Origin of the sequence: Peribacillus sp. TH16 (genome assembly GCF_016651095.1) — a bacterium.
Lineage (GTDB): Bacteria > Bacillota > Bacilli > Bacillales > DSM-1321 > Peribacillus > Peribacillus butanolivorans.
Window position 1 is genome coordinate 810580 of sequence record NZ_JAEKEM010000002.1, and the last position, 12821, is coordinate 823400.

Below are 12821 nucleotides of genomic sequence, written 5' to 3' on the forward strand. Positions count from 1 at the left end.
TGACCTCCTCTTTCTAAAGTAAAGTATAAAGAATAAAGCAGGAGGCTCACATCGATGTTTATTACATAACCGCCTAACAACCTTACAATTTTGTCATCTTTCATGTAAGGTATTTGTGTTAAAGAGAAATTGCACTGTAGATCCCTCAGAAACAGTCGATTGAATGCTAACCCTATGTCCAAGCCTGTTAACGATTTCCTTTACTAAGTATAATCCCATTCCCGTCGACTCTTGTTGTGTTCGTCCATTTTCTCCTGTAAAAAATGGATCAAACACTCGTTTTAAGTCATGAGGGGCAATTCCTATGCCTTGATCCGTAATGCAAAGGACAATATCACGACCTTTTTCTGTAATGCTGAACGTAATAGTATCCCCCACTCCCTGCCTTGAATACTTCAATGCATTAAAGACAACTTGACTGATGGAAAAGTGGAGCCACTTACGATCTGAATGCACTTGAAAATTCTCATTCTCAGTTTCAAGCTTGGGATAAATGGTCCGTTGAATGAACTGTTTTTTTTCCTCGTTAATTACTTGCTTGACTAGATTTATTAAATCAATCGGCTCGGCCTTTACATCCTCAGAAAAACGCTGCAGCCTTGCTCCGTGTAAAATAATTTCCAGCCCCCTGCGAAAACGGTCATTTTCCTCTCCAAGCTCTTTAAGAAAACCATTCATCGACTCATCCGAAAATGTCCTTTTCCCTTCTTGAATTAGTAAAGAAATGACTGAAACAGGCGTCTTCATTTGATGAACCCATTGGTGAATCAAAAGCTCATATTGTTCCTTCATTTTTATTTGTTCTTGTAATTGCGTAATAGTAGCCTGGTTCATTTGGTGAAAAAGCTCAATCCATGTTTTTTGTTCCTTTGTCACAGGATTCATAAAGATTTCGACAAATTCAAAAGTCAAACTCGGTTCTTGCTTCATCCTTACTAACTGATTAAGAAAACGGTAATGCCTTATGTAATCAATCGCTAAAAATAGTAACAGCATAAAAATGGAGAGAACAATCATATAGAAGATATTAGATATCGATATCTGATTTCCCGCTTCTAGAATGACTAATACATATGTAAGAATAAGCAAACATCCTAATAGAATGGTATAAAATATAAAATAAAGACGGTCTTTTATAAAGGAAAGTAGATTCACTTATCTTCACCTTGCATTACCTTGAGCCGATACCCTTTTCCTCTGCTGGTTTGTATGGCATGTTTGACGCCAATGTCTTCGAGTTTTCTCCGTACCCTTGTGACATTGACTGTCAAAGTATTATCATCAACAAATGAATCATCATTCCATAAGGCTTCAAGTAAATCTTCACGAGAAACAATGGTGTCGTACTGTCGAATTAAACAATTCAATAAACGAAACTCATTTTGGGTTAATATCGCCTGATTTTGCTGGTATTCAATCATCGCCTTTTCCGTATAAAGGGTTAATCCATCCATTTCTTTTACCTGTTGATGGAGTGATGATGTTCCCGCATACTCGCCATATGCCCGTCGAAGAGCACTCTTTATTTTCGCTAGTACGACTTCCAAATGGAATGGTTTTGTAATATAATCATCACCACCATGTTCAATTGCCATGACTTGGTTCATTTCATCAGTCCTTGCTGAGATAAATAAAATGGGAACTTTTGAAATCGTCCTCATTTGGCGGCACCAATGGAAGCCATCAAAAAAAGGTAGATTAATATCCATTAAAACCAAATCAGGCTTCATCTCTTTAAACTCGACAAAGACATGGTCTAATCTCTTAGCTTCAGAAACTTCATACCCGTATCTTTTTAAATAATTGATTAAAATTGCAGCTATTTTGACATCGTCTTCAACCAAAAAGATTTTATACATCTTTTCCTCCTCTAACGAATAGTTTGCAATACCAAATTTTACACGTTGCGAAATTAATATACCTATTCGAAAATGCATCTCTTGTTTATGTAATAATTTCCCTTCTACTCAGAAATCATATCAATCTGTGCTTTCTTTGTAAATTCACAATAAAAAACCTTGAAAGGTCAGAGCCAATCAAGGGGATTCAAATAAAATTAGATTTCCTCTGGGATCTTCAGTCCCTCAATGAAAGATTTAAAACTTTCTGCAACCTTATATATATTTTCATCCTGGCTTGATGGATCCGAATACCAACCCTGATCCCAGAAATAAACTCCTTTTTCCTCTTCGTTATATATAAGCAAGATTTTACCAGCATACGTGTCATTACCTATGATTATACAATTCTTATGTAAGTCTTTTTTATTCTCCTCATGCCATTTCTGTAAATCAAGCTCTTTTTCCTCAAGATCCAATCCATATAATACATTTAAACAAACGAGGGTGTCTAACGCATCCACATAAAACTTGCAGTTTTGTACAGTAGTGGTACCACCATTATATTCAAGGAGAAATTGTTTATAATCCCCAGGGATTTCAAAACCCACATATTTTTCAAAGTTATTTACTGCATCTTGCGAGCCTTTTCCGTATCCAGTAATATTTACCATTCTATCAACTCCATTTCAATTTTATGTGTAGCAACATACTATTAATATATTACTCTTCACTACATGCTAATCCTGATTCTTCAAGAAATATTCACTTCGAAATTTCAAATTAGGGGCTATTTTTGAGGTTTTTTAACAATATAGGTATCTTACCTATTACCTTTCAGCCAAAATTCAGTCTTTTTGCTAAAATAAATAGCCAAGTTGATTATTCTTTACGATGATAATTCACGGAATAAGTCCTGGCGACCATTAAAGCTTTGACAACGCCCCCTAGCTCTTCTCTCGATGAGACCCTTGAAAAATACTTTTTTTAAATATATTAACATAATTTTACTAATTTTTTCAGTATTTTCTGATATTTTTTTATTACAATTCTATGTCAACTTAAGAACAAACGTTGTTAAAAAAGGATTTCTCCCCGCTTAGAGCGAATATAAATTTTGAAAAAATGTGTAGAAGAAGGTCTTAAAACTAGAACATAAAACAAAAGATTTAGTCTATATAGCTAGAATGAAAGAAGCAAAAACACAGGTATTGGTTTTCAACATTCAAGTTCTGTATCCTATCCAAAATGCCAATAATCACCACACCCCTATTAAAAGGTTGAATGTGACGATTTTATGGCGTGGCGACCCCCATTCTTAAACTCATGCTCCCGATAACTGAATAAACACCTTTGATTCTCAAATATGAAATTAATTAAATATTAGCTAATCTAATATGCATTTATTAAAACTGTTAATTGAATATATACCTTACAATAGCCATAAGAACTATTCCAGCTATTACTGTAACTGATAAACTCTTCGTCCATAAGGCTATAATTAGAGTTGGTACAATAACAGTAAGTACACTCCAATCAATTGATATTAGAGATTCATCTTCAATGATAATGCTGTCAACGACAAGTGCTGTAAGAATGCAAATAGGGATAAATGAAAGCCATTTAGTTATGGGCATTGGAAGAGTAATATTTCTTACAACCAAAAATGGAATAATTCTTGGAATAAGGGTTACAATTGCACATCCCAAAATTACAAGAATAATGGTTAAGTTAAAACTCATTTGTCTCTCATCACCCCGATTGTTGCAACAATAATAGTCGCTAAAATAATAGCTATATGAGAAGGAACAAACATACATAGAAGGAACATTGTTATTACAACATACAGGACTAGAGATATGTAAAGCTTAAGTTTGCCTTCTTTAATGCTTTGTAATTGTAAAACAAGTAATGTCAAAAACATTGCTGTTAAAGCAAAGTCTAATCCTAATATTTCTGGATTAGAAATCCATTTACCAAAGATCGCTCCTAAAACGCAGGATATGATCCAGGATATATAGGCTGTTATGTTTAATCCATTCATCCATTGATCATTAATCTTTTCACCTTTAATAATTTTGTTAATGGCAACACCAAATGATTCATCTGTAACAAGTGCTCCAATACCAATATTTTTCATTAAAGAATATTTAGTAAAGTGAGGAGCTAGGGTCATACTTAATAAAAAATTTCGTAAATTCACAATAAAAGTCGTTAATATAATGACTGAAATTGGACTTCCTGACACTAATAATGCACAAATGATAAACTGAGATGCACCTGCATAAACTAATGTTGATAATAAAGCAATTTCTAAAATACTCAGATTTGAAGATACTCCAACAATTCCTGCTGCAATTCCAATACTGATGTATCCTATTAAGGTTGGAATGCAATCTTTTACCCCTTGATGAAATGTAAGAATGTTTTCGTCCATATCAATTACTTTTAACACTTCATTAATACCTCCTTGTTTGTTATATTGTACATTTGTATGTTATAATAAACAACAATAAGTTTAATGGAGGATTATTTATGGAACCTATTGAAGAGGTTATAGCCAATAATCTTGTCAATTTAAGAAAAAAACGAGGATTGAGTTTAGATAAAGTAGCTAATCTTACGGGAGTTAGCAAAGCGATGTTAGCTCAAATTGAAAAAGGGAAGTCTAGTCCAACCGTCACTACTCTATGGAAAATTGCAAATGGATTGCAAGTATCTTTTTCTGTTTTTATGAAGGAAGCTGTAAAGCCACAAATTGAAAAAATAAACATTAATCAACTACCTCCAGTAATTGATAATAATGGAAATTATCTTGTCTATTCTATCTTTCCATATCATCCAGAAAAAAAATTCGAAATTTTTACAGTAGACTTAAAGCCTGGATATAGTCATATATCAGAAAAGCATCTCGGTGAAGAATATATACTGATAAAAAGTGGTGAACTTACAATTGATATACATGGTAAGGAGTTTGTATTAACTACTAATGAAACAATTAACTTTAGTTCTAGTACTGAACATAGCTATATAAACTCTTCAAAAGAACTAGTTAGTTTTTACATACTTATCTATTATCCTGACGACATTCATTAAAGAAGTTCTAAAATAGCCAACGTATATGATGTCCTTCATAGTTAGTTTCTTATTGAATGAAGCATAAGATATTTAATATTAATTAATTTAAGGTAGATAAAAAAATGCTCACATTTCACTTGAAATGCGGGCATTTTTGGGTTTAGAAGATGCTCATAAAGACTCATTCTTGTTCAATTACTCTTGTTTTCATCTTCAATATAATCCTGACATTAATATAGGAGCTAGCTTTCATGTCGCTTCTTGTATTAAATTATATGCTTTTTTACACCCGAAAGGATAGCTTGGAAACGCACTAAAACCATGAAATTCAACATCGATAGTTCTGGAATTGCTCAGTTTTTATAAGCTCTAAGACAAATAGAAAGACAGTTTAGTATAACAAAAGAGGATTTTTTGATTTTACTAGAGCCCACTTGTGGACATTATTCATATTTGGTTCAACAGGCTTTACTAAATGAAGGGTATGATTTGTTCCAAGTTGAAAATAAATCTGTTGGAGAATTTCGCAAAAATAATTTAGGGATCAATGAAACTCAAATTCAATGGGTGCAAAGGTAGTGTCTTTTAGGGATGGCATAAGCTATTACATCTTCATGCAAGGCGTTACCCTTATTAGACCACAAACGGTATTACAATCCCTATTTAGAACCGTTATGCGATATTGGTATTTAAATATTCAACTTACTCGAAGCAAAAATCAAGTTCAAAAATTATTATAGGTTACTCACGAAAGCATCGACTGAAGAGAAATTATACAAAGCTATATCAAAAGCAGGTGCAACAAATGTTGCGAAGAAGGCTGCAGAAACACTAGTAGAAGTTATGCCCAATACTGTACATCTCGTTGGAAGGCAGCAGTTGATAATAAAGAGTGAAAACTTCGTTCTATTTATTCGTGTTCGTAGATATGAATGAATAGAACGAATTGGAGGAGGATAAATGAAAGCAATTGTGTATACAAAGTACGGTCCACCCGACGTTCTTCAGTTGAAAGAGGTAAAAAAACCTACTCCTAAGGAAAATGAAATACTGGTAAAAGTAAAAGCGACTACCGTAACAGTAGCAGATATTCGGTCAAGGAGTTTTACAGTTCCTCTTTCAGTTTGGCTGCCTGCTCGAATAACACTTGGTTTTAGACGTCCCAAAAAATCTATATTGGGTTTGGAGTTATCTGGGGAAGTTGAGTCAGTAGGTAAAGATGTCACGCAGTTTAAGGAAGGTGACCAGGTTTTTGCAGCTTCCCAAATTGGTTATGGTGCTTATGCCGAGTATAAGTGTCTACCTGAAAATGGACCAGTATCTATTAAACCCAACAATTTATCTTTTGAAGAAGCCGCTGCCATTCCAATTGGGGCACGAACAGCATTGTTTTATCTTAGAAAAGCTAACATTAAGAGTGGTCAAAAGGTTCTTGTCTATGGTGCTTCAGGAAGTGTAGGAAGTTATGCAGTACAGATTGCCAAGTATTTCGGAGCAGATGTTACAGGGGTATGCAGTACCACGAATTTAGAATTGGTAAAATCTCTGGGAGCCGATCAGGTAATTGATTACGCTAGAGAAGATTTTTCGAGTAAGGGCGAGACTTACGATGTTATTTTTGAAGCGGTAGACAAAAGTTCGTTTTCAGGTTGTATGAAATCCCTAAAGAAGGACGGAACCTATATAAACGTCACTGTACCATTACCTGGTGTGCGAATGCTATGGAACAAATTGACAAGCAACAGGAAATTAATTTTGGGTCAAAATTCACCTGAAAATTCCGAAGCTCTAAACTTCCTCAAAGAACTTGTTGAGACGGGGAAGTTAAAAGTGGTCATTGACAGATACTATGCGTTTGAAGAGATAGTTGAAGCTCATAGATATGTCGAGAAAGGACACAAGAAGGGAAATGTCGTCATAACTGTGGAACATAATAGCAAATCCTAATAAATGGAGCACTATTCTATCAATGATTAGGGCAATGGAATCTGTTTATGGGTTAGGAAACCATTGAAACACAAGAGTGAGTTTTCAATTAAGATAACATCAAGCTATCATTAAGCTAACGGGTGCTTTTCTTGAATAAACACCAATCCGAATCCTTTTCCCTTATTCATTATGATGCAAAAAAATCCCTACTTTTTAATCGCAAACAGGGATTTTTTCTTTGTTTAAATATTGCGTTTTTCTCAAAGCACTACACTACATTGAAGAAGAAAATACTTAAACTACTTTAATCGCTTCTTCAATTGTTTCAAATGGAATGATTCATTCACCAACGGTCCACACTTCCTCCAAACTACTTTATTTTTCCTTGGAGGATTTAACACAGTATGTTTAAATCAGCCTTATCCCTACCTCCGTCGAAAACCAAAGATGCTTCTACCCAAGTTTCTTATCCTAGATAGGCTTTAGCATCCACCATGCACCTAACTTCGGTATTTACCTCAAGTGGTCCCTCCTACTTTTAATTTCAGTTGGATTTGAATATACTCACTGAGCTCACTGCTTTAAATTGCCTAGATCCGTTTGAAGAACTTTAACCTCAGAGATTTTTTTGAAAAGTTTTCGTGTTTGAAAGCTTTTATACGCTTTTGACACTCAAGATTAAACCAAAAGCACAAGGAAGTAAGTAATATCCACATTCGAAATTTAATTCCCTAGAAATGAAGCATAAACGATAATCCAAAATAAAAAACAATTTAATGAAGTAAAAATTATACTATCTACCTCATTCCTCTCACTTGCGGATCCAAGATTACCTCAAAATGTATTTTTGATATTTAGAAATGCATTAATAAAATCCCTTTCCTGAATATATCAACGATAAGATAAGAAAAGAAAAAAACTTTATTAAGTAAGGATCTGTGCCTCATTTACTTATCTTTTCGTCTTGAACAACTGGTCAGCAAAAGCCGCAAGAAGTTCATGGTTCCTCTTTGACTTTTTTCTCATATGAACAAAATAATTAGTTTCTAAAAAATCCTGAATAACAACTATAAATTCTAGTAATCCTAATGACATGGAGTACACGTGAAAACGTCCAATTATTATTTGTTTGGTACTAACATTATTTCAAGGAAGTAAAGTGTCTCCTATTTTTGGTGTAAAATGCTGTTACTGAGGAGGAAGAAGTCTATTTAAATCCCCATGGAAATAAGTGTTATACATAGAATACTTCTAATGTTTTCTTGAAATATTAAGATGAATGATAAATCCCAAATACTAACTTAAATTAATAACTTTAAAGTTATATTCATAACATAAAAAATATATTTGAAATTAAGTGTCTAGAGTCGTATGATAAGTAGTGAAGATTTAAATTTAATACAAAGCAAATTAAGTTTAACGTAAAGGGGAAATAGATATGGTAGATGTAGCTTCAAAAACAAAGCCTGAACAAGAATCATTTAATTTCACTGCAAACCAAGAACAACTGGATATTCTGGATCAGCTTTTAAAGCCTGAGGTTCAGGAATCATTGAATACTTTAGTTGAGCAATTGCCAAAATTGACTGAACTAGTAAGTATCTTGACAAAGTCTTATGATTTTGCTCAATCAGTAGCAACTGATGAAGTATTAAAAAAGGATACGGTTAGTGCGATTACAGAAATCGCTGTACCTGTAGTTGATTCAGTGAAAGGGCTTGCAGCTAATGCAATCGAAGCTAAAGATCGTGCAGAAGAAAACAATGATGTAATCGGTCTTTTCGGTTTGTTAAGAATGATGAAAGACCCACAAGCACAAAAGCTTTTCCGTTTCGCGAGTGCTTTTCTTGAAATTTCAGCAGAACGAAATAGTCTAAAAAAATAAATCTTTAAACTTTCAATTAGTAAGGACGGGGGATTAATATGTCAAAACAAATCGTCATTTTAGGTGCAGGCTATGCTGGATTACTATCTGCATTAACTGTTCGTGAATATTTTAATAAAGATGAAGTCCAAGTAACAGTGGTGAACCAATACCCAACACACCAAATCATCACAGAACTTCACCGTCTTGCAGGCGGATCAATTTCTGAACCAGCTGTTTCAATACCTTTAGAGAAACTTTTCAAAGGAAAAGATATCGATCTTGCCATTTCGAAAGTGGAATCTTTCTCAGTAGATAAAAAAGAAGTAAAACTTTCTAATGGTTCTACTTTATCATACGATGCTCTTGTTGTAGCTTTAGGTAGCCAAACAGGATTCTTTGGTATTCCAGGACTTGAAGAAAATAGCATGGTGCTAAAATCTGTAAATGATGCTAACAAAATTTACAAACATATCGAAGATCGTATTCGTGAATATGCACAAACAAAAAATGAAGCAGATGCAACGATTGTAATCGGCGGCGGTGGATTAACTGGCGTTGAGTTAGTTGGTGAAATCGTTGATCATTTCCCTAAAATCGCTAAACAATTTGGCGTAGACTTCAAAGACTTGAAAATCAAGCTTGTAGAAGCTGGTCCAAAAATCCTTCCAGTATTACCTGATTCTTTAATTGAACGTGCAGTGGTAAGCTTAGAAGCACGTGGCGTTGAATTCTTAACAGGTCTGCCTGTAACGGGTGTTAAAGGAAATGAAATTGCTTTGAAAGATGGACAAACTATCATTGCTAATACGCTTGTTTGGACTGGTGGCGTTGCTGCTCTTCCTATCGTTGGTGAATCAGGTCTTGAAGTAGATCGTGGTAAAGCAACTGTTAATGAGTATCTACAATCTAAATCTCATAATGACGTATTTGTTGTAGGAGATAGTGCTGTTGCTTTCCCTCCAGAAGGTGGCCGCCCATACGCACCAACTGCACAAAATGCTTGGCAAATGGGAGAACTTGTTGGTTACAACCTATATGCAGCATTAGAAGGCAAAAAACTAGAAGAATTTTCACCTGTAAACTCAGGAACACTTGCTAGCCTTGGTCGTAAGGATGCTGTTGCTACAGTTGGAGCTAATAACACCCCACTTAAAGGTCTACCAGCTTCATTAATGAAAGAAGCAAGTAATGTTCGTTACCTGTCTCATATTAAGGCAATGTTCAGCCTTGCTTATTAAGTGAAATGTTGAACTAAAGAAATGTAATATTGCACTATGATTGAAAGCTTCCATTTTAAATGATTATTTTTAAATGGAAGCTTGGAAATCGAGTATTCCATGAACTGGAACAAGGGGAACGTGAAGTAAAATAAATGATTGCTTGATCGAGGGTCATACTCACAATAGCTATTCTAGATATTTTTTCTCAGTCCCGTGGTCCAGTTCATATAGATTATTAAGGATTTTTCATTGATACGTCTGCAACTACACCAAAAACTTCAACCCAAGTCTCTTGGCTTTCCTCCCCTACTTCACAAATCCTGAACAGAAGATACCTACATAAAATCCCCCCCATTTAGAGAAATTCCATACATTATCTAAGGATAGAAAGAGACCATTCATCCTTGAGATGAATGGTCCCTTTTTGAAAGTCGATAAAATATAGAAACAATCTTTGCCCCTAAAAGAACCTACTAAATAACTTGGTTGATGCCAAATCTAAGGATAAAACCCTCTGGCAATCTTGCGTTTGTCAAAATCCTGGTCTCCTTTAAGCGATTACTATTATAGGAAGATACTTGCATCAAATCTTCATCCATATAAGCAGGATGAGTCATTATTTCCACACTGCGCCCATCGATTACCCGACCCTTGAGATTATGAAAATAATCTTCAACCACCGTTTCTCCATAAAAATCATCAAGAAAAACATCTGTAACGGTTTGGACACCAGCAAAATGTTTTCCAGCATTACGCACAGGAAGTTGATATTTCTCTGTCAGATTTTTTACAACCGGCAGAAAATTTTCAATCCCGTGTACATGATGATGGCTGTCTAAATGAGACGGATAAAGACCAAATTCTAAAAATCTTTCAATCTGAGCTGACCATTCTCTTTCCAATTCAAGCAAAGAAATGTCGGCTGGTTCACCATATACCACCCCTTGTTTCTTGAAGTGTCCGGAATCGTCAATTAAACTCGGCACATCGCTCAACAAAGGTGTCCCCCATGTCAATACCAAGTGTATACCGACTTTCAACGAGGGCGTCCTCTTTGCGATTTCAATCGCATGCTCCGTTGCTTTTGCATTCATCATGATTGTTGTTGAATTGACAATTCCATATTTGTGGCTATCCAAAATTCCATAATTTACTGATTTAGTTAACCCGAAATCATCTGCATTTACAAGAACTTCAATCATGATAGGTTATCCTGCAATTCCTTTTTTTCAAAAAACTGTGGCAAGAAATCTTTATGCGCCTCAAGCATTTCGTCTAAAATAAGTTTCGCAACCCGGTCACTTGGAACGAGAGGATTAATCGTCATAGCAAGCAATGCAGTATCATAGTTACCTGAGATTGCAGCTTCGATGGACACTCTTTCAAATGACTTGATTTGCTGGATTAGACCACGAATCGCCACTGGAAGCTCTCCTACGTTAATTGGTTTCGGACCATCCTTAGTAATCACACAGCTAATTTCAATAGCCGAACCATACGGAATTCCCTCAATTGCACCATGGTTGATAGTATTTACCGCTTGAATGTCACACTTATCCGAATGCATCGAGCAAATTAAACGCACTGCTGCATCGCTGTAGTAAGCGCCTCCTCGCTCTTCAAGCTGTGGTGGCTTAATAGCCAGCCCCTTGTCTTTGTATAGCTCGAATAATCCTTCTTCAAGCTTTTGAACCACCTCAGCGCGTGTTTCTCCTTTTTCAGCATCCTTCAACTCTTGAGCAAGCACATCTCCTGTTTTGTAATAGTAGTTGTGGTATGGACAAGGGAACAAATTTAAAGCTCTAAGGAATTCTGGCTCCCAGCCCATTGCGTGAATATTCTTCATTGTAACGGCTTTAGCTGGATCTGTTATCAGATTAATGATTTGATCTTTCACACTTTTCCCATCAACGAATACATCGAGGCCGTAAACCATATGGTTCAAACCAGCAAAGTCGATCCGCACTCTTGAGGGCTCCACGTTCATTAAATCGGCTACTCCACGCTCCATACCAATCGGTACATTGCAAAGTCCGATGACTTTGGTAATATTACTGTGACGTAACACAGCTTCCGTTACCATACCAGCAGGGTTTGTGAAGTTAATCAACCATGCATCCGGACAAACTTCCTCCATCTCACGAGCTATATCAAGAATAATAGGAATTGTTCTAAATGCCTTGAAAAGTCCACCTGGTCCGTTCGTCTCCTGTCCAATAACTCCGTGTTTCAGTGGAATCTTTTCATCAAGAGCCCTAGCAGCGAGCTGACCAACACGTAGCTGAGTTGTTACATAGTCAGCTCCTTTAAGCGCTTTCTTTCTGTCTAATGTTAGATGAACATCAATCTTTACACCAGCCTTTTCAACCATCCTTCTTGCCAAGTCCCCAACAATTTCAAGCTTTTCCTTTCCCGCTTCGATATCCACAAGCCAAATCTCGCTTACAGGAAGCTCTTCATGGTATTTAATAAAACCTTCAATCAGTTCCGGCGTATAGCTCGAGCCGCCGCCAATTGTGACAATTTTTAACCCCTTACTCATTCTGCTGTCCCCTCCTTCACAGCATCTGCATTTAAAAACTCTTCACGCAGATCAATCATTTCTATCGCAAGATCCTTTAACGTCATGGCTGTCATTAAATGATCCTGAGCATGCACGAGGAGAATTGGAAGGTCAAATTGGTCTCCGCCTGCTTCTGCATGGATTAATTGAGTTTGAAATTTATGGGCTTGTAATAATTCTGTTTCTGCCTCAGCGATTTTCAATCTAGCAGAATTAAATTCTTTTTTCTTCGCTTCTTGCATGGCTTCCATTGCGAAGCTTCTCGCATTTCCACTATATAAAATCAGTTGAAATGATAATTGGTATAATTCTTCTTTTTCCACTTT

The 12821-nt window shown here is 35.7% G+C and carries 12 protein-coding genes and 1 pseudogene; 5 read left to right on the forward strand and 8 right to left on the reverse strand.

Annotated features, from left to right (window positions below; translation table 11 throughout):
* Nucleotides 1-93 precede the first annotated feature (93 nt).
* The 5 genes from JFV29_RS31345 to JFV29_RS03905 form a co-directional block, all read right to left on the reverse strand.
* Nucleotides 94-1155 (reverse strand): ATP-binding protein, encoded by a 1062-nt coding sequence (locus JFV29_RS31345; RefSeq protein WP_201181347.1) that lies wholly within the window; start codon nt 1153-1155, stop codon nt 94-96.
* Complete coding sequence (locus JFV29_RS03890) at nt 1152-1859, reverse strand: response regulator transcription factor (RefSeq protein ID WP_201181348.1); 708 nt, start codon at nt 1857-1859, stop codon at nt 1152-1154. Before JFV29_RS03890 ends, JFV29_RS31345 begins: the two co-directional genes overlap by 4 nt.
* A gap of 197 nt (nt 1860-2056) precedes the next feature.
* Nucleotides 2057-2512, reverse strand: a complete 456-nt coding sequence (locus JFV29_RS03895) for an SMI1/KNR4 family protein (RefSeq protein ID WP_201181350.1) — start codon at nt 2510-2512, stop codon at nt 2057-2059.
* A gap of 741 nt (nt 2513-3253) precedes the next feature.
* The gene (locus JFV29_RS03900) at nt 3254-3580 is read right to left on the reverse strand and encodes an AzlD domain-containing protein (protein ID WP_201181351.1); all 327 of its coding nucleotides are present in this window, start codon (nt 3578-3580) and stop codon (nt 3254-3256) included.
* On the reverse strand, nt 3577-4275 hold the full coding sequence (locus tag JFV29_RS03905) for an AzlC family ABC transporter permease (protein WP_201183366.1): 699 nt from the start codon (nt 4273-4275) through the stop codon (nt 3577-3579). The genes JFV29_RS03900 and JFV29_RS03905 overlap by 4 nt, the downstream gene beginning before the upstream one ends.
* 98 nt (nt 4276-4373) lie before the next feature.
* On the opposite strand from JFV29_RS03905, the gene JFV29_RS03910 reads away from it, so the two are divergent.
* The 5 genes and pseudogenes from JFV29_RS03910 to JFV29_RS03925 all read left to right on the forward strand — a co-directional run bounded on the left by JFV29_RS03910 (nt 4374) and on the right by JFV29_RS03925 (nt 9950).
* Nucleotides 4374-4934, forward strand: a complete 561-nt coding sequence (locus JFV29_RS03910) for a helix-turn-helix domain-containing protein (RefSeq protein ID WP_201181352.1) — start codon at nt 4374-4376, stop codon at nt 4932-4934.
* A 196-nt stretch (nt 4935-5130) separates the two neighbouring features.
* A pseudogene (locus JFV29_RS31570) lies at nt 5131-5807 on the forward strand (IS110 family transposase); the annotation flags it as partial.
* A 69-nt stretch (nt 5808-5876) separates the two neighbouring features.
* Nucleotides 5877-6863, forward strand: a complete 987-nt coding sequence (locus tag JFV29_RS03915) for an NAD(P)-dependent alcohol dehydrogenase (RefSeq protein ID WP_201181353.1) — start codon at nt 5877-5879, stop codon at nt 6861-6863.
* Between the two features lie 1420 nt (nt 6864-8283).
* Nucleotides 8284-8730, forward strand: coding sequence for a DUF1641 domain-containing protein (locus tag JFV29_RS03920; protein WP_053345419.1), 447 nt, complete (start codon nt 8284-8286; stop codon nt 8728-8730).
* A gap of 38 nt (nt 8731-8768) precedes the next feature.
* Nucleotides 8769-9950 carry an NAD(P)/FAD-dependent oxidoreductase gene (locus JFV29_RS03925; protein WP_201181354.1) on the forward strand — a complete coding sequence of 394 codons (1182 nt, stop codon included), beginning with the start codon at nt 8769-8771 and terminating at the stop codon, nt 9948-9950.
* Nucleotides 9951-10405: 455 nt separating this feature from the next.
* Here JFV29_RS03925 and chbG read toward each other — a convergent pair whose 3' ends face one another.
* From chbG to JFV29_RS03940, 3 genes are read right to left on the reverse strand one after another with little or no spacing between them, the layout of a single operon-like run.
* Nucleotides 10406-11134 (reverse strand): chitin disaccharide deacetylase, encoded by a 729-nt coding sequence (chbG, locus tag JFV29_RS03930; RefSeq protein ID WP_201181355.1) that lies wholly within the window; start codon nt 11132-11134, stop codon nt 10406-10408.
* Nucleotides 11131-12474 carry a 6-phospho-beta-glucosidase gene (locus JFV29_RS03935; RefSeq protein ID WP_053345416.1) on the reverse strand — a complete coding sequence of 448 codons (1344 nt, stop codon included), beginning with the start codon at nt 12472-12474 and terminating at the stop codon, nt 11131-11133. The genes chbG and JFV29_RS03935 overlap by 4 nt, the downstream gene beginning before the upstream one ends.
* Nucleotides 12471-12818 carry a PTS lactose/cellobiose transporter subunit IIA gene (locus JFV29_RS03940; RefSeq protein WP_056526942.1) on the reverse strand — a complete coding sequence of 116 codons (348 nt, stop codon included), beginning with the start codon at nt 12816-12818 and terminating at the stop codon, nt 12471-12473. The genes JFV29_RS03935 and JFV29_RS03940 overlap by 4 nt, the downstream gene beginning before the upstream one ends.
* Nucleotides 12819-12821 lie beyond the last annotated feature (3 nt).